Annotated in this window: 18 protein-coding genes; 9 read left to right on the plus strand and 9 right to left on the minus strand. The window is 56.8% G+C overall.

Annotation, left to right across the window (positions count from 1 at the left end):
* The first annotated feature begins 25 nt into the window (after window positions 1–25).
* The 3 genes from ABVR31_RS08605 (at window position 26) to ABVR31_RS08615 (ending at window position 1,379) form a co-directional block, all read left to right on the plus strand.
* Window positions 26–373: a YebY family protein gene (locus ABVR31_RS08605; RefSeq protein ID WP_059009741.1), complete on the plus strand. Its 348-nt coding sequence runs from the start codon at window positions 26–28 to the stop codon at window positions 371–373.
* A gap of 623 nt (window positions 374–996) precedes the next feature.
* The gene (locus ABVR31_RS08610; RefSeq protein ID WP_021510003.1) at window positions 997–1,209 is read left to right on the plus strand and encodes a cold shock domain-containing protein; all 213 of its coding nucleotides are present in this window, start codon (window positions 997–999) and stop codon (window positions 1,207–1,209) included.
* A 20-nt stretch (window positions 1,210–1,229) separates the two neighbouring features.
* On the plus strand, window positions 1,230–1,379 hold the full coding sequence (locus ABVR31_RS08615; RefSeq protein ID WP_223815600.1) for a hypothetical protein: 150 nt from the start codon (window positions 1,230–1,232) through the stop codon (window positions 1,377–1,379).
* Between the two features lie 451 nt (window positions 1,380–1,830).
* On the opposite strand, the gene ABVR31_RS08620 is transcribed toward ABVR31_RS08615, so the two are convergent.
* The 3 genes from ABVR31_RS08620 to ABVR31_RS08630 all read right to left on the minus strand — a co-directional run bounded on the left by ABVR31_RS08620 (window position 1,831) and on the right by ABVR31_RS08630 (window position 2,769).
* Window positions 1,831–2,001, minus strand: a complete 171-nt coding sequence (locus ABVR31_RS08620) for a hypothetical protein (protein WP_058774586.1) — start codon at window positions 1,999–2,001, stop codon at window positions 1,831–1,833.
* A gap of 69 nt (window positions 2,002–2,070) precedes the next feature.
* Window positions 2,071–2,463, minus strand: coding sequence for a YgiW/YdeI family stress tolerance OB fold protein (locus ABVR31_RS08625; protein ID WP_127834767.1), 393 nt, complete (start codon window positions 2,461–2,463; stop codon window positions 2,071–2,073).
* 75 nt (window positions 2,464–2,538) lie between these two features.
* A complete protein-coding gene (locus ABVR31_RS08630; RefSeq protein ID WP_215800926.1) occupies window positions 2,539–2,769 on the minus strand; it encodes a hypothetical protein in 231 nt (76 codons plus the stop codon).
* A 386-nt stretch (window positions 2,770–3,155) separates the two neighbouring features.
* Here ABVR31_RS08630 and ABVR31_RS08635 point away from each other — a divergent pair, with 386 nt between their 5' ends.
* On the plus strand, window positions 3,156–3,326 hold the full coding sequence (locus ABVR31_RS08635; protein ID WP_021510008.1) for a hypothetical protein: 171 nt from the start codon (window positions 3,156–3,158) through the stop codon (window positions 3,324–3,326).
* A gap of 42 nt (window positions 3,327–3,368) precedes the next feature.
* Here ABVR31_RS08635 and ABVR31_RS08640 read toward each other — a convergent pair whose 3' ends face one another.
* Window positions 3,369–4,130, minus strand: coding sequence for a hypothetical protein (locus ABVR31_RS08640; protein ID WP_152999313.1), 762 nt, complete (start codon window positions 4,128–4,130; stop codon window positions 3,369–3,371).
* A gap of 232 nt (window positions 4,131–4,362) precedes the next feature.
* Window positions 4,363–5,094 (minus strand): trans-aconitate 2-methyltransferase, encoded by a 732-nt coding sequence (locus ABVR31_RS08645; protein ID WP_141495361.1) that lies wholly within the window; start codon window positions 5,092–5,094, stop codon window positions 4,363–4,365.
* A 251-nt stretch (window positions 5,095–5,345) separates the two neighbouring features.
* On the opposite strand from ABVR31_RS08645, the gene ABVR31_RS08650 reads away from it, so the two are divergent.
* Window positions 5,346–5,993: a metallophosphoesterase gene (locus ABVR31_RS08650; protein ID WP_058757749.1), complete on the plus strand. Its 648-nt coding sequence runs from the start codon at window positions 5,346–5,348 to the stop codon at window positions 5,991–5,993.
* Window positions 5,994–5,999: 6 nt separating this feature from the next.
* Here the strand turns inward: ABVR31_RS08650 and rsmF are convergent, their stop codons facing one another.
* The 3 genes from rsmF to yebS form a co-directional block, all read right to left on the minus strand.
* The gene (gene rsmF / locus ABVR31_RS08655) at window positions 6,000–7,424 is read right to left on the minus strand and encodes a 16S rRNA (cytosine(1407)-C(5))-methyltransferase RsmF (protein WP_372774005.1); all 1,425 of its coding nucleotides are present in this window, start codon (window positions 7,422–7,424) and stop codon (window positions 6,000–6,002) included.
* Window positions 7,425–7,537: 113 nt separating this feature from the next.
* On the minus strand, window positions 7,538–10,171 hold the full coding sequence (locus ABVR31_RS08660; protein WP_372772444.1) for an MlaD family protein: 2,634 nt from the start codon (window positions 10,169–10,171) through the stop codon (window positions 7,538–7,540).
* Window positions 10,140–11,384, minus strand: coding sequence for a membrane integrity lipid transport subunit YebS (gene yebS / locus ABVR31_RS08665; protein ID WP_058771236.1), 1,245 nt, complete (start codon window positions 11,382–11,384; stop codon window positions 10,140–10,142). The genes ABVR31_RS08660 and yebS overlap by 32 nt, the downstream gene beginning before the upstream one ends.
* A 218-nt stretch (window positions 11,385–11,602) precedes the next feature.
* Between yebS and ABVR31_RS08670 the strand changes: the two genes are divergently transcribed.
* From ABVR31_RS08670 to htpX, 4 genes are all read left to right on the plus strand, one after another.
* The gene (locus ABVR31_RS08670) at window positions 11,603–12,103 is read left to right on the plus strand and encodes a GAF domain-containing protein (protein ID WP_150057907.1); all 501 of its coding nucleotides are present in this window, start codon (window positions 11,603–11,605) and stop codon (window positions 12,101–12,103) included.
* A gap of 96 nt (window positions 12,104–12,199) precedes the next feature.
* Entirely contained in the window at window positions 12,200–12,880 is a 681-nt protein-coding gene (gene proQ / locus ABVR31_RS08675) for an RNA chaperone ProQ (protein WP_010616374.1), read from the plus strand.
* A gap of 20 nt (window positions 12,881–12,900) precedes the next feature.
* Window positions 12,901–14,940 (plus strand): carboxy terminal-processing peptidase, encoded by a 2,040-nt coding sequence (gene prc / locus ABVR31_RS08680; RefSeq protein WP_372772447.1) that lies wholly within the window; start codon window positions 12,901–12,903, stop codon window positions 14,938–14,940.
* Between the two features lie 210 nt (window positions 14,941–15,150).
* Window positions 15,151–16,032, plus strand: coding sequence for a protease HtpX (gene htpX, locus ABVR31_RS08685; protein ID WP_021510018.1), 882 nt, complete (start codon window positions 15,151–15,153; stop codon window positions 16,030–16,032).
* Window positions 16,033–16,074: 42 nt separating this feature from the next.
* On the opposite strand, the gene ABVR31_RS08690 is transcribed toward htpX, so the two are convergent.
* Window positions 16,075–17,457 carry an MFS transporter gene (locus ABVR31_RS08690; protein WP_058774591.1) on the minus strand — a complete coding sequence of 461 codons (1,383 nt, stop codon included), beginning with the start codon at window positions 17,455–17,457 and terminating at the stop codon, window positions 16,075–16,077.
* Between the last annotated feature and the right edge of the window lie 44 nt (window positions 17,458–17,501).

A 17,501-nucleotide genomic window follows, 5' to 3' on the forward strand; every position in this document is an offset into this window, starting at 1 on the left:
TGTTAAAAGATGAGATGAGGTCGAGATTTTGCTGAAGAAACTGATTCCAGCTGGGTTACTGATGGCGTTGTGCAGCCAGGCGTTCGCCGGGCAAATTATCACCGTCAGCCGTTTTGAAATGGGCAAAGATAAATGGCCGTTCACCCGCGAAGAGGTGATGCTGACCTGCGAGAAAGATGGCGCGCTGTTTGCCATCAACCCCAGCACACTGCTGCAGTATCCGCTTAATGATAAAGCGCTGGCGCGCGGCAATGCCGGGCAGGGCACATTGCAGTCCATCGATACCATCCTTGCCGCCGATAAAGCGCATCCCGGACAAAAGATGAGCCTGCAGCCGATCGTCGATCGCGCCCAGCAGCTGTGCGGTAAATAATCCCTGCATTTTCAGGCGTAGCGCACATTTTTGCCGCTGCGCCTGCCAGCCGTTAGTGCCAGCGCGATCACAGAGTTGGCAGCTTTTGCCGGCGGCGAAGCCCGCTGGCTGGAAAATCACCGATGCTGGTCTACCTTTAAAAGGCAAGGCGTCCTCGCCTGCAAAAATGCCAACTTTTAGCGCACGGCTCTCAACGAGCCATTTCCCTGGACCCGATACAGGAATCGTATTGGGTCTTTTTTTGTCTCTTTTTCGGCGTACTCTTTACCTGGCGAAATGACAGTCGTGGCCGCAGCAAAATAATTATTTTAAATGCCTGAGGCTTTCAGAGATTAAAATAGTGACAGATTCTATCCACTTAAAACTTTAAACGCGGAGCGTTCACCGTTTCGTTACGCCTTTAATTGGCCATTAAATTTATTTAGCCCTTGTGTTTACCCGCCAGACGTGCGTTAATGCATCTCCGGTCTGATAAGCAGACAGTCCCATAGTTAGTTCGTTTTGTATCTCTCATCTGTGTTAGTGCCTTTCCTGTGCCTTTCTCTTTGAGTTTTATCTCAGGTTCTGATGTGTCGCTGCGGTTCAGCCTCTAATGCCATATGGCTCATTATCAAGGTATAAACATGTCAAATAAAATGCTCGGTACAGTAAAATGGTTCAACGCTGAGAAAGGTTTCGGCTTCATTTCTCCGGAAGACGGCAGCAAAGACGTTTTCGTCCATTTTTCTGCCATTCAGGGAACTGACTTCCGCTCACTCGATGACGGTCAGAAAGTTGAATTCTCTGTAGAAAACGGCCCTAAAGGTCCGTCAGCTGTTAACGTTACAGGTCTCTGATTATTACAGTAATTAATGCTATGAGATGCCCACAATGTCAGGGCTCTCAATATCGCCAGTCCGTTTTTGACAGGAACAGGCAAAATCCACTCGGCGCAAAATGTATTTTTTGTAAGTCGATTATGATTGCCATTGCCTCGTCGTTGTATGTGATGAAAGAAGCGAATTAATTCAGTTGTGTTATTCATGTGGCGAAATAAATTAATAACCACACCTGATGACTAACGCAGCGAGTACCCTATTATTGGTCACCTTCGGGTGGCCTTTTTTGTTTATCGCGTTAGCCGAGGGCAGGCGATAAGCAAAGCGTTAACCCATAACTAATTTACTTCTTACGCTTAATTCACAGATGCGTGATAAACCCGCCGGGCTGAAGGATAACGCAACTAAAATAGTTATTACCCAATGTGGGGTATGGAGGTGCTTATGTCAGAACGACCCGATGATGTCACTCCGCTGCCTGATGATGCTCAGGTGCCCGGTGAAGAGCCGCTTGATGACGATGATGACACCGGCGAAGACGATGGGCAGAAACCGATCTAGGTGATAAACCTCCTGCGGGAGGTTTTTTTCCTCTGATGCCGGTTTCTTATAAAGAGATATTGCTGATTTCTTCTGCGGTCAGGCCTGCGGCTGACCTACCGGCCCCTTACTCATTGGGCCGCCGGGCACCGGTTGTTCTGCAGGGACATTAGGGCGTCCGTCCGGGCCAATTGGCCGTTCAGGTTGCTGACAGCCAGCTAACGCGGTCAGGGTGGAGAGGATTAACAGACTGGCAAACAGGCTCTTCATGCGATGATTTCCTGCGAAGGGAAAGATAATGTCCGCCGCACACGCGACGGCGGACCGGACAATAATGCATTAAGGTTCTTCGATACGTGCAACATCAACACGGGTATTCTCGCCCCGGCCATACACTTTGCCGCTTACCCGTACCTGATCTTCAGCGTTATAGGTTTTGCCTTTGAAGGTATCGGCAGCGGCTTTAATGGTGATGGTGCCGGTGCTGTCGCGAAACTGATAATTATCACCGCTTAACTTTTTAACGATATAACCTTCCAGCGTGACATAGCCGCCCTGACGAAAATCCCGAATCTGTTCGATATGCGTCTGGCCGGTGTCTTCAGACCCTTTATAACCGGCGTCCTGTTGTTTCTGCGGCGGCGGGGTTTTACCGCCCTCAAAGCCGCCCTGTTCAGCGATAGCGCCCAGACTAAACACCATCAGCAGTGACGCCAGTACCGTTTTTTTCATCATAATCATTCCCTCTTGATTGCAACATTCCACAATGACTTAAGCCTGGCACAGGATCGCGCATCCCGGGAGCCGTTACGCTGAATCGTTATTTAGCACGCTGGCCGGAATGTCGATGCGATCGCCCAGCGACCAGCGTTTCTGCCCCAGCACGCGCTGCGGCGTGGTGTCCGGTACGTTGAAATAGTAACCGACGGCGCCGTTATCGTCGGGCTGCGCTTCGAACAGCGTGTCCGGACGGATGCCCATCTCATTGAGGTCGTCGTCGCTTAACGCAAGGTAGGTGGCTAATGCAGACTGGCTCATGGCTTTCCTCCTGTCTTATGGGTACGTATTCAGTTAAGCATCGATTGGTATTTATGCCATCGGCTGCGCTTATTGCAGGCGGTGATGATTTGACGAACGCCAGATGCTGTTCTTGACTGAGTCGTACAGGCATTAAATTGAGGTCGCTACCATGACTGAGCTATTCCATATTATTTCCGTCGGTACCCTTGTTGCCGGACTTTATTTGCTCAATTAGCGCATTTATTAAGCGTGATAACATTGCGTGAGATAATACGAAAGTGACGTTGTCACATGCGATGCATCGTCATGCTGAGCGCAACGCAGCGGATATTTGCAGCAGCCAGCCATAGCGAAAAATGGTATAACAGGGCGCATTGATTGATGGCCGCTTAACAGGATTTCGCATGGCAGCAAATACACACTATCTTCTCTGGGTAATGATTGGCACGCTCACCATTCTGAGCATTTTTATCGGCGCGATTGTCGGTCAGGCCAAAACGCCGCGCACCGGTTTGCTGACCTTTGCCGGTTTGTTTATCGGTTTTATGCTGGCGATCTTTTTAATCACGCGTTAGCCGGGATTCGTCATAGCCAACCTATGATTTTTAGCTGCGCCGTTACCAACTGCTGCCGTTGCGAATATGGCCCCAGCGCGGGGTGATATTCTGCTCCAACTGATATATCAGCGCCAGAATCAGGTTGAGGTTATAGCGGGTCACCTCATTATGTTGCGTGATACAGGGTGATGACGATTCAATCAGATTGAAATTACTGTATTTTTCCAGCAGCCCGAGGTGCGGTAACACTTCCTGCTCGCGCTGATGATCGGCCAGTGCTGTAAACAGATAAATATTTTTCTGCGTCTGGCGATCGCGACGCAGGGCATTGGGCAGGTATTTATTTAGCAACGCGACCGCAGCCGGGCTTATCTCGCCCATCATCGCTTTACCCACACTGGGCCAAATCTGGCTTGCATAGTCACCGAGAAAAAACTGTGGTACTGCAGTAATAATGTTTCTGATGTTGTGGCGAATACCGAAGTAGAGCGCTGCACTGCCGCCTTTCGACGCGCCGAGAATGGTCACGTCAGAAGGTTGGGTTAGCTCAATCACCGCCCGGATGAGCTGGCTGACGCCGTGCTCGATGTTGAACTGAAGATTGTTACACAGGTAATACGCTGGCAAACCGTTGAAATCGTCTTTGATCCATAACACGGCTGCACGGGTGTGCTCCAGCAAAGTAAAATCATACACGGTGGGATCGGGCAGGTTAAACCCGGACATGACAATCAACAGATGCTGATTATCCAGACTGGCCGGTTTATAACGATAGTGCACATCCAGGCCATCCAGATAGTTAAAGGTGTAGTCAGTGATCATGCGGGCTCCTGTGAGATTTAGCAGACAGAAGCGACACAAACGCAACGGGCATTAACAGCGCGCCAGATCAATAGTTGAGAATGATAGTTAATATCATTTAACTTGTTCGGAATAATCTTAAGCGTTACAGTAGGTGCCGTCCCTTACAGAGCTAACACCTTGATTGAGTGCCGGAGATAAGCGCCGGGGGGAATTTTCACAGGGCTGCAGGATGCAGCCACTGCTGAAAACCTTACAGCGGCCTGCGCGCCGCCAGCAAAAACAGCATCGGACGCTCGCGCTCCTCTTCCAGCGCCGGATTCTCCGCTACCTGCTGTACATCCGGACCCCACTCATCCAGCCGTTCAATCACCAGACCGGCGGCAATCAGCGCATTGATCCACGTTGCCAGTTTGCGGTGCTGCTTCTTCACGCCGGCAGCAAACCAGTTGCTGACTCGTTCCCCTTCCTGCTGATACTGATTGACTGGCCAGCTGCGCTGCCCGGCATCATCAATGATCCACTCCTGCTGACGCGGAGCGGTATAAATCGGGTGCTCGCATGAAAACACCAGCGCGCCGCCGGGACGTAACGCATGAAAGATCGTGGCAAACAGGGCGTCGATATGGCTGAGATAGTGCAGCGCCAGTGAACTGTACACCACGTCAAAAGTGCTGCTGAGCTGCAGGGTTTCGAGGTCAGCACGCTGATAAGTGATGCCGGGCCGATCGGTCATGGCAGCGGCCTGCGCCAGCATTTTTTCTGACACATCCAGCCCCACAACTTCTCGCGCGCCTTGCTGCTGCGCGTAACGACAAAACCAACCGTAGCCGCAGCCCAAATCCAGCACGCGCTGGTCACGCAGCTCAGGCAGCATGGCCCGCAGCGCGGGCCACTCGGGCGCGCCGTCCAGTCCGTTGACCGACCGCGGCAGGGTGGCATAGCCAGCAAAAAATTCGGGGTTATCGTAGATATTCTGACTCATGGCGACTCCTTTCAGTAAGACGCAAAGGAGTGTAAGCGTTTAGCGCGGCATGAAACACCGCTCAGCCAACAAAAAGCAGATGCACCAGGCGCGCGAGCGACTCCAGCAGCAGCAGGCTGCCAATAAAAATCATCACGAGGATGCCAACAAACTGTTTCCGACTGCTCACGCTGATGCCTCCGCGGCTACCCCTCACCGGACTATACTTTATGCCGGGTTTACTAAACTTCCAGTCAACCGGGGCAGATTACATGTTTTATCAGACGCTGCGTGCAAATAACTGGCGCAATATTTGGGTGGTCGGTGATTTGCACGGCTGCCGCGCGCAGCTTGATGCGCAGCTGCTGCGGCAGGGCTTTGATCGGCAACAGGATCTGCTGCTATCGGTCGGGGATTTAATCGACCGCGGGCCGGACAGCCTCGGCTGTCTGCAACTGCTGGAAGAGCCGTGGTTCCGCTGCGTGCGCGGTAATCACGAGCAGATGGCGCTCGATGCGCTGCAGGGCGACGATCCGATGCTGTGGATGATGAACGGCGGGGACTGGTTCTGGCAGCTGAGCGGTGCGCGGCTGATTGCCGCGCGTCATGCGCTGAAGCGCTGTGCCGATCTGCCGCTGATTTTACATCTGCAATTTGAGGAGCGCGTCATCGTCATTGCTCATGCCGACTATCCTGCCAGTGCCTACGCACTGGGACAGGATGTCGACTGGCATCAGGTCGTCTGGAGCCGCGACCGGCTCGCTCGCCATCAGCGCGGCCGCTCGCAGCCGATCGCCGGTGCCAGTGCGTTCTACTTTGGCCATACGCCGCTGGAGCAGCCGCTTAACGCCGCGAATCAGCATTATATTGATACCGGCGCGGTATTTGGCAACCGGCTGACGCTGGTGCAGTTGCAGTAATGCGTGTTAGCGGAACAGCCGCCCGTCGCGCACCAGTTCACGCGGATAGCTGTTTTTGATGCGGCTTCCAACGCGTTTCGCCAGGCCCAGCGGCTGCTGCTGGTAGGTGACAATCACTTCATCACGCGCGGGCGGCGTGTCGGGATGAATATCCTGACCGCGATACCAGCTTTCCGCCTGCGCTTCGTCCAGTTCGAACGCCAGCGCGCTGTCCGGTTGCGCCAGCGCCACCACCGCTTCATGCTGCCAGCGAAAGCCTTTCGGGAAGGTTTCCGCCAGTTTGAGACCGATACGCGAGAAACGCACTTTGCTGAGCCAGCTCTCCAGCGCCGCCGGGAACAGCCACAGCTCTTTGTCGCGCTGCCACAGCGTCAGGCTCTCATCCCAGTGCAGTCCCACCTTGTGCGCGGCCTGCGCCACCTCCGCTACCAGCTTGCGGCTGGCGGGCGAGAAGGGCAGCTTGCCGAGTTTGTAGGTCGGCGCCGGTAATGGCGGCACGCTGGCAGTTTTGCGCAGCCGCGCGACGAAAAAGCCTTCGCTGTCGAAGATATGCGGAAACACGTGCAGGAAGCCTTCCGGCGTCAGCGCGCGTTCGGCGCCAGCGAACATATCGTTGAGCGGCACAATTTCCAGCGCCTGCGGATAGCGCTGCTGCAGCCAGGCAATCACCTGCTGGTTTTCGATAGTATTAAGCGTACAGGTCGAGTAAATCAGCGTGCCGCCCGGTTGCAGCGCGTGAAAAGCGCTGTCGAGTAAATCGCGCTGGGTGGCGGCGATGGCCTCGGTGCTGGCCAGCGTCCAGTTGCGCAGCGCGTCAGCATCTTTGCGCACCACGCCTTCGCCGGAGCAGGGCGCATCCAGCAGTACGGCATCGAACTGTTCCGGCAGCGCGGCACCAAAGACGCGCCCGTCAAAATGGGTCAGCGCCACATTGCTGACGCCGCAGCGGCTGATATTGGCATGCAGCACTTTCACCCGGCTGGCGGAGTATTCATTGGCGAGGATCGCGCCCTGATTGCGCATCAGCGCGGCCATTTGCGTGGTTTTTGAGCCCGGCGCAGCGGCCACGTCAATCACCTGGCGGGCATCCGGCGCGGCGTCAAACAGCGCGGTGACCGGCAGCATTGAGCTGGCTTCCTGAATATAGAACAGACCGCTGAGGTGTTCCGCGACGCTGCCGAGCGGCAGCGATTCGTCATCACGCGCAATCCAGAAGCCTTCCCGACACCACGGAATCGGCGTCAGCTGCCAGCCGTAGCCCGCCACGCGCGTGAGAAAATCCTCCACGCTGATTTTCAGCGTATTGACGCGCAGACTGCGGCGCAGCGGCTGCTGACTGATGGCGAGAAAGCGTTCGAGTTCGGCCTCGTCGGCCAGGCTGGCGCGCATCAGCGCGAGAAAATCTTCAGGAAAACGATCGGACACGGATATCTACCGGACTAACAAAGTGAGGGCGAAGTGTAACGCCGAGCCCGGCTCAGGTACAGCCGTGCGCAATATCCCTGACGCAAATAAGTCGGGCAGCCCGCAGGCTGCCCGTTGTCTTAGTTTGGCGACGGAATCGCCGTGCCCCAGTTGCGCCACTCTTTTGGCGCTTCATCCTGCAGCAGGAAGTGCTTGTCGGCACCGGCCTGCGGCGCCAGCGGCACCGTTGGTGGTGTGGCAAACTGGATGCCGCCGCGAATGAACTGCTGGAAGGTGCCGGTTTTCACCACGCCGCCAATCAGACCAAAGTCGAGGTTATAACCGGAGGCCAGCCAGAACACCGAGTTGTTACGCACCAGATGCTGATACTTTTTGCTGATGCGCAGCGCGATTTGCACGCGGTCGGCCATGTTACCCAGCGAAGTGCCGGTGACCGTGCCGACTTCTACACCGCGGAACAGCACCGGCGTGCCAATCGACAGCGAACCGGCTTCGGTGGTATCCACATAGATGTTCAGCCCGTTAAGGTAACGCGAATCGGTAATGGTGCTCTCCTGCAGTTCAAAGCTGCGCGCCAGCGCGCCTTTGCCCGGGTCCACGTTCACATACGGCTGCAGCAGCGTTTCCAGGTGATTAACGCCGGCGGGCGAAATCTCCGGCGAGACAACAGAGAAGCGGCTGCCGATGCGCGCGAAGTCCTGCACATACTCCGGATAGAGCACCGCTTTCGCCACCACCTGGTTGTTATCCTGGCTCAGCGCCAGCGACTCCACCTGACCGACGTTGATGCCGAGGTAGCGGATTGGCATGCCTGCCGACAGTTTGCTGGCATCAAAGGTGTGCAGGGTAATCTGGCTGCCCACCGCACGCGCGGCGGTTTCAGACGGATAGAGCACGCGCTTAGCGCCTTTCGCCGCCTGCGCGCCCGTCAGGTTATCAAAGCTGATTGCGCCTTTCAGCGCGCGGTTCAGCGGTGAAGCCTGAACGGTCAGACCGCTGCCGTTGAGCTGGACTTTGGCACCGCCTTCGGCCCAGAACACGCTTTCGCTGGTCAGCAGCTTGCGATACTGCGGCTGGATATGGACCGAAATCTCAAACGCATCGGCGCGCGGCACCACATCCACCACTTCACCGACCTGGAACTTGCGGTACAGCACCACCGAGCCGGCCTGTACATCCGGCAGGCTGTTGGCGGTCAGTTTGAGCGTGGTCGGCGGCTGATCGCCGGTAATGCCTTCCGCCGCGCGCTCTGAGTCGGCGTACAGCGGATAGCGGCTGGACGGCTGACCTTTCGCACCCGGCACCAGCCGGATACCGCCGTCGATCCATTCGCGCGCGCTGGCACCCAGCACCTGCATGCCGTCGAGGCCAAATTTAACGTCGAGACGGCTGTTAACGATGAACTTACTGTCGGCGTGTACCAGCTGGCGGTGCTCCGGATTGATGGCCGCCACAAAGCTGATGCCGTTTTCATCCAGCCGGCGCGAAATAACCTGGCCGATCTTCACGCCATACAGCATTACCGGCTGTCCGGCGTCGATACCGTAGGTTTCCGGCGCGCTGAGCTGAACGGTGAGCACATCCGGCTTCTGCAGCAGCGTTTCGCTGGCCGGCAGCACGCTGAAGTGATCCTGCGGCTCACCCTCGCCCGGGACCAGTTCCAGCGTATTACCGGTCAGCAGGCTGCTCAGGCTGGTGTCGGTCAGGCTGAGTTTCGGCGCGCGCATCTCAATCCGCGTGCCGCTGCGCATCAGGCCGGTGACGGAGGGATCGATCGTCAGCTCGCCGGACACTTTGCCGCCCGGCAGCAGCGTCAGTTTGGTCAGGGTGCCCACTTCCAGCCCCTGATACATCAGCGGCGTGCTGTCGGCTTTCAGGTTGTCGCCGTTGGGCAGATCGAGCGAAATCAGCACGCCGCGCTGGCTGTGTGCCAGATCCGAATAGAGCTGATAGTTTTGATCGCTGTTGGCCTGTTCGCCGCTGTCCGGCGAGTCAAAGGCAATCGCGCCATTCACCAGCGCGGCCAGGCTCTCCAGCTTCACTTTGGCGCCGCTCAGGCTGACATCGGCGTCAACGCCCGAGACATTCCAGAAGCGGCTCTGTTTTTTCACCAGGTTGGTAAAGCGCCGCTCAATCAGCACATCGATGGTCACGCCATCGGTATTACCGTTGATGCTGTAGTCATAGACGCGGCCGACCGGAATTTTACGGTAATAGACCAGCGAACCGGTGTTGAGCGAGCCGAGATCGGGCGCGTGCAGGTGAATCAGCAGTTCGCCGGTGTTTACCCGGTATTTCGGCTGGGTGTCCAGCGCGGTGAAGTGATCGCGCTCTTTGCCGTCGCCGGGCATCATGCCGATGTAGTTACCGCCCACCAGCGCATCCAGCCCGGAGACGCCCGCCAGCGAGGCTTTTGGCGTCACCAGCCAGAACTGGGTGTTCTCCCGTAGCGCATCGCGCATGTCGCTCTTGATGCTGGCTTTGATCTGAATGCTGCGATAGTCATCGCTCAGCACAATGCCCTGCACGGTGCCCACTTCCACGCCCTGATAGCGAATCGGCGTGCGGCCCGGCACGATGCCGTCCGCGGTCTGGAAGTTGATGGTGATGGTGGTGCCGCGCTCCTGATAATTGGTCCATAACAGCCAGCCGGCAATCAGCAGGGCGATAATGGGCAAAAGCCAGAACGGCGAAATCTTGCGTTTATTACGCAGATTAGCGCTAGTCGGTGTAGTCGGCGTTTCCTGTTGCATGTGCATCCCAGATCAGGCGGCTATCGAGCCACTCAACGGCCATAATGGTCAGGATGACTGCCGCGCCAAAGTAGAAGGCGGCAGGTCCCATGGTAAAAGCCAGCAGCTGGTCACGATTGACCAGCGACATGGTTAAAGCAATGACGAACAGATCCAGCATCGACCAGCGGCCCACCCAGGTGACGGCACGCAGCAGACGGATGCGGGTTTTCAAACCCTGTTCACACTTAAAATGGATGCTGAGCAACAGCGTCAGCATCACCAACACCTTGGTAAACGGCACCAGAATACTGGCGATAAACACCACTGCCGCCACCGGCACGTTACCGGAGGCGAGGCCAAGAATACCGGAGAAAATGGTGTCTTCGCGCCGCGCACCGTTGACGTACACCACCGAAATCGGCAGCAGGTTAGCCGGGATCAGCAGCACAATCGAGGCGATCAGCGCCGCCCAGGATTTTTGCAGGCTGTGGCGGCGGCGAAAATCGAGCGGCGTATGGCAGCGCGTGCAGCGTCCGCGTTCATCGGGCATACCGGTATGGTGGCAGTTCAGGCAAACCTGCCACCGCTCGGGCGGTTCGTGCGGCACCGACTGCGGGTAATAATGTTCCCACAGCTCCTCCACGTTGAGATGAATCAGCGTCAGCAGGCTCATAATGGTTAGCGCGATATAGGCGACCAGCCCGTAGCCGACCTCCAGCGCGGCATAATCCTGCACCTTAATCGACGCCACCGCCACGCCGACCAGATAGATATCCAGCATCACCCACTCTTTGAGCTTCTCCAGCATCAGCAGGACCGGGCGCAGGTTCATGCCGAGCGCGTGGCCAATCCACAAATAGCAGATGCCGGCCACCAGCGTCACTGGCGCGCCAATCGTGCAAAACGCCACCATGGCGGCTGTCAGTACGTTGCCCTGTTGCGCCATCTGCAGCACGCCCTCCAGCAGGCTGGCGTTGATGCGCATGCCAAGCAGGCGGATATCCACCAGCGGCAGGCTGAAGGCGAACGGCATTAGTACGATCATCGTGACGGCCATGGCGGTGAGCCGCGTCATTGACCAGTCGCGACCGTTCTGAATACGGGCATGACAGCGCGGGCAATAAGCCGACTGATGCGATTTCACATCCGGTAAGGAAAAAAGGGTATCGCATTGCGGGCAACGCTGATAACGTGCGTGGGGCAACGTCTGGCTGATGGCGTGAATTTTCATAAATGACGCAAGGGGCCCATTGTTCGTTACAGTTACCGGCATGCGGAGCAGAGTTCGTCTGTCTGCATCAATCTATGGTACGAGAATAGTCTCAAGCATAGCGTGCTAAGGGTATAGTAACTAACACAATGATTCACCTTGTGGGGTTGGATTATTAGTGCTTATTTTAACAACTGAGTGACAACAAGGTCACGCCAGTGATGAGTTATGGTTAAACAATGAACAAAAAAGCCTTTTACGAGGATTTAAATCGCGATGTCCGCGCACTGTTAGCGGGCGAAACTTCTTTCCTGGCGGCGCTGGGCAACTGCAGTGCGCTGCTGTTTGAACGCCTGGAAGGGGTTAACTGGGCAGGCTTCTATCTGCTGACCGAGCCGGAGACGCTGGTGCTGGGTCCGTTCCAGGGCAAAATCGCCTGCGTACGCATTCCGGTGGGTAAAGGCGTATGTGGCACCGCGGTTGCGGAGGATCGCGTGCAGCGGGTTGAAGACGTGCACGCTTTCCCGGGGCACATTGCCTGCGACGCCGCCAGCAACGCGGAAATCGTGATTCCTCTGAAAGTGAATGGCACGATGGTCGGTGTTCTCGACATCGACAGTACGGTTTATTCTCGCTTCGATAGCGAGGATGAAGCGGGGCTGGTAGCCCTTACCGACGGGCTTTGTGCAGTGCTGGCGAACAGCGACATTGAAAAATTTCTTCAGCTGACGCGCAGCTAATCGACTGGATCACATAGCATTTGGCGATGTTGTCATTATAATGTCGCCTGTTCATGCCTGCTCTGGTCGGCAAACCCGTTGTAATCAGGAAATTTCATGGAAAATCAACCTAAGTTGAACAGCAGTAAAGAAGTCATCGCCTTTCTGGCGCAGCGTTTTCCGCACTGCTTTAGCGCCGAAGGTGAAGCGCGTCCGCTCAAAATCGGTATCTTTCAGGATCTGGTGGAGCGCGTTCAGGGCGAAAACAGCCTGAGCAAGACGCAACTGCGTTCGGCCTTACGCCTTTATACCTCAAGCTGGCGTTATCTTTACGGCATTAAAGCCGGTGCCACCCGTGTCGATCTCGACGGCAACGCCTGTGGCGTGCTGGATGAGCAGCACGTAGAACATGCGCGTAAGCAGCTGGAAGAAGCCAAAGCGCGCGTGCAGGCGCAGCGCGAGCAGCAAAAAGCGAAAAAACGTGAAGCCGGTGAAGAGACCGCTGAGCGTCGTCCGCGCAAGCCTGCTGCCCGTAAAGCGGCGGAGGGTGACGCACCGCGTAAGCCACGTCCACAGGCGCCGCGTGCTGCGGCCGGTGAGCGTCAGGCTGCTCCGCGTCCACCGCGGGCAAAACCCGTCACTGACACTTCAACGTTGCAAGCGGGTCAAAACATCAAAGTCAAAGCAGGCAAAAGTGCAATGGACGCTACCATCCTGGAAATTACCAAAGATGGCGTCCGGGTCCAGCTCGCTTCCGGCCTGGCAATGATTGTGCGCGCAGAACACTTGCAGTTCTGAAACGGAGGCCCGACCCTGGCATGAACAGCATTTTTAAGATCGGTATGATCGCGGGCCTGCTGCTGGCAGGCCCCACCTTTGGCGCGGACAACATTACCCGCGCCGACCAGATTCCCCAGTTACACGAAGAAGCACAGCATCCTACCGTCAGTGAACGCGTCACTTCGCGTTTCACCCGCTCTCACTATCGTCAGTTCGATCTGAATCAGGATTTTTCGGCGAAAATTTTTGACCGCTACCTGAATCTGCTCGATTACAGCCATAACGTGCTGCTGGCGTCGGACGTGGCAAAATTCGCCGACAAGAAAACCACGCTCGGTGATGAGCTGCGCAGCGGCAAGCTGGATGTGTTTTACGATCTCTATAATCTGGCGCAGAAGCGCCGCTTCGAGCGCTATCAGTATGCGCTCAGCGTGCTGAACCGCCCGATGAACTTCACCGGCAATGACACCATCGATATCGATCGTGCCAAAGCACCGTGGCCGAAAAGCACAGATGAGCTAAACGCGCTGTGGGATGCCAAGGTGAAGTATGACGAGCTGAGCCTGAAGCTGGCCGGGAAAGATGACAAAGAGATTCGCGAGACGCTGACCAAGCGCTACAACTTTGCCATCCGTCGTCTGGCACAAAGCAACAGCGAAGATGTGTTCCAGCTGGCAATGACCGCGTTCGCGCATGAAATCGACCCGCATACGAACTATCTGTCACCGCGCAACACCGAGCAGTTCAACACCGAAATGAGCCTGTCGCTGGAAGGTATCGGTGCCGTGCTGCAGATGGATGACGACTACACGGTGATCAACTCGATGGTGGCCGGTGGTCCGGCGGCCAAGAGCAAATCCATCAGCGTGGGCGACCGCATTGTGGGCGTCGGCCAGCCGGGCAAGCCAATGGAAGATGTGATTGGCTGGCGTCTGGATGATGTGGTGTCCAAAATCAAAGGGCCGAAGGGCAGCAAAGTGCGCCTCGAGATCCTGCCAGCCGGCAAGGGCACCAAAACCCGTACCGTGACGCTGACGCGTGAGAAAATCCGTCTGGAAGATCGCGCGGTGAAGGGCACCGTGCACAACGTCGGCAAAGAGAAAGTCGGCGTGCTGGATATTCCGGGCTTCTACGTTGGCCTGACCGATGATGTGAAAGTACAACTGCAGAAACTGCAGAAGCAGAACGTCGACAGCATCGTCATCGATCTGCGTACCAACGGCGGCGGCGCGCTGACCGAAGCGGTATCGCTCTCCGGCCTGTTTATTCCGAGTGGTCCGGTGGTGCAGGTGCGTGACAATAATGGTCGCGTGCGTGAGGACAGCGACAACGACGGCATCGTTTACTACAAAGGTCCGCTGGTGGTGCTGGTCGATCGCTTCAGCGCCTCGGCGTCGGAAATCTTTGCCGCGGCGATGCAGGATTACGGCCGCGCGCTGATTGTCGGCGAACCGACTTTCGGTAAGGGCACGGTGCAGCAGTATCGCTCACTCAACCGCATCTACGATCAGATGCTGCGTCCGGAATGGCCGGCGCTGGGCTCAGTCCAGTACACCATTCAGAAATTCTACCGCATCAACGGTGGCAGTACTCAGCGGAAAGGCGTCACGCCAGACCTGCTGATGCCGACCGGCGTGGAAGCGGCAGAAACCGGCGAGAAGTTTGAGGATAACGCGCTGCCGTGGGACAGCATCAACGCAGCGACCTACACCAAAACCGGCGATATCACGCCGCTGGTGCCGCAGCTGACCAAAGAGCACGCCGATCGCATCGCCAAAGATCGCGAGTTCCAGTACATCATGAAAGACATCGCGCGTTTCAACGCGATGAAGGACAAGCGTAACATCGTGTCGCTCAATCTGGCTCAGCGCGAGAAAGAGAACCACGAAGAAGATGCGCTGCGTCTGGAACGTATCAATGCGCGCTACCAGGCGGAAGGCAAAGCGCCGCTGAAGAGCCTGGACGATCTGCCGAAAGACTACAAAGAGCCGGATCCATATCTGGATGAAACGGTGAAAATCGCTAACGATTTGGCCCAGCTGGAAAAAGATCAGCCAGCGCCGGCGGCAGCGAAGTAACCCTTCGGCCTGAAATCACAGCACCGCTGCGGCGGTGCTTTTTTTTGCCTTGAAATCACTGCCCGGCAGGCGGCAGCTGCTCACATTACCAAATGTAAAGTTATGTCTTTTTAGGCACTTAAAGATTAAGGTCGCTTGAAAAGCGCCACAATGGACATAGGATGTATATCCGCGCATGAGCGCGAGCACAACTGAGGAAGATTAACGTTTATGATGCGTATTGCGCTTTTCCTGGTCACCAACCTGGCGGTGATGTTGGTATTCGGACTGATTCTGAGTCTGACAGGAATCCAGTCAAGCAGTGTTCAGGGTCTGATGATTATGGCAGGTCTGTTTGGCTTTGGCGGTGCGTTTGTTTCACTGCTGATGTCCAAATGGATGGCGTTACGCTCGGTCGGCGGTGAAGTGATTGAACAACCCCGTAACGAGACGGAACGCTGGCTGATGGAAACCGTCGGCCGCCAGGCTCAGCAGGTCGGCATTGCGATGCCGCAGGTGGCGATTTACCACGCGCCCGATATCAACGCCTTTGCCACCGGCGCACGCCGTGACGCCTCGCTGGTGGCGGTCTCCACCGGTTTGCTGCAGAACATGAGCCGCGACGAAGCGGAGGCGGTGCTGGCGCACGAGATCGCCCACATCGCGAACGGTGACATGGTCACCATGACGCTGATTCAGGGTATCGTGAACACCTTCGTGATCTTCATTTCGCGTATCATTGCGCAGGTGGCGTCTGGCTTCCTGTCCGGCAACCGCGACGGTGAAGAGAGCAGCAACGGCAATCCGCTGGTCTATTTTGCCGTGGCGACGGTGCTGGAACTGGTGTTTGGTATTCTCGCCAGCATCATTACCATGTGGTTCTCGCGCCATCGCGAATTCCACGCCGACGCCGGCTCTGCGAAGCTGGTGGGTCGTGAAAAGATGATTGCCGCGCTGCAGCGCCTGAAAACCAGCTACGAACCGCAGGAACCCAGCAGCATGATGGCGTTCTGTATTAACGGTAAAGGTAAGTCGCTGAGTGAGCTGTTTATGTCGCACCCGCCGCTCGACAAGCGTATCGAAGCGCTGCGCAGCGGTGCCTACCTTAAGTAAGCTACATAGAAAATGAACAGGGCGCCTGCGGGCGCCCTTTTTTTATGACTCTGCCGGCTGACGGCTTTGCGTCATGCGCAGCATACTGACGATCGCCGCCACGCTGGCAAAGGTCCCGGCCAGCAGCAGCGAGGCATGGGTGCCGCTGTCGTTGAACAGGTTAAACATCAGCGCCACCAGCGCGGCACCGGTGCTTTGCCCGACCAGTCGCGCGGTGCCGAGCATGCCGCTGGCACCGCCGCTGCGCTGGCGCGGAGCCGACGAGATGATGGTGTGATTGTTGGGTGACTGGAACAGCCCGAAGCCGGCACCGCACAGCATCATACGCCAGATAATATCGGCATCCGTGGGTTGTGCAGGCAGCAGCGCCAGCAGAAACAGCCCGGCGGCAAACAGCGCCAGCCCCAGCCCACCCAGCAGACCGGCATGAAACTTCTCGATCAGGCGGCCGGCAATCGGTGCCATCACCATGGTAGCCAGCGGCCACGGCGTCAGCAGCAGGCCGGTTGCGACCTCATCCCGGCCCAGTACGTTTTGCAGGAAAAACGGCAGCGACACCATCGCCAGCATTTGTGCACAGAACGAACAGATCGAGGTGCCGATCGACAACGAAAACACCGGAATGCGCAGCAAATCTACCGGCAACAGCGGCACCGGCATCGCCAGCTGACGCCGCACAAACACCACGCCGATCAGCAGCAGCGCCAGCAGCATACCCGCAATCAGCCAGCCATTTTCTCCCTGCGCGAAGCCGGTCAGCGCTGAAATCAGCAGGCCGAAAAACAGCGCATTCATGATGGCGCTCGGCACATCAAATTTCTGCTGCTTCGCTTTCTGCGTGTTATCCGGCAGGAAGCGCAGCGCCAGCCACAGCGCCACCACACCGAGCGGCACGTTGATCAGGAACAGCCATTTCCAGCTGGCGATGGAGAGAATCGCCGCCGCCACCGTGGGACCGGCGGCGCTGGAGACGGCCACGATCAGCGAGTTGATGGCCATGCCGCGTCCCAGGAAGCGCTGCGGGTAAATAATACGGATTAGCGCAGTGTTGACGCTCATCAGCGCCGCACCGCCGAAGCCCTGCAGCACGCGCGCCACGGTGAGCATATTCAGCGACGAGGAAAGGGCGCAGAACAGCGAGGTGAATACAAACAGCACCAGCCCGACCTGATAGACGCGCCGGTAGCCGAACATATCGCCAAGAAACGACAGCGACAGCAGCGAAATCACGATAGCGATTTGATAGGCGTTGACGATCCAGATCGATTCCGCCGGGCTGGCGTTCAGCTCACGCGCAATGGTCGGCAGCGCCACGTTGGCAATCGCGCCGTCCAGCACCGCCATCATGATGCCAAGCGCAATGGTAATTATTGCGCCGTAGCGCTGTGGAACGGGTAATCCATCCTGAGACACGGTAGGAGACATAAACAGGGAGAAGTGAAGTAAGTGAATATCATCATGCTAATCAA

It is taken from the genome of Pantoea sp. WEP, assembly GCF_041678305.1.
Lineage (GTDB): Bacteria > Pseudomonadota > Gammaproteobacteria > Enterobacterales > Enterobacteriaceae > Pantoea > Pantoea dispersa.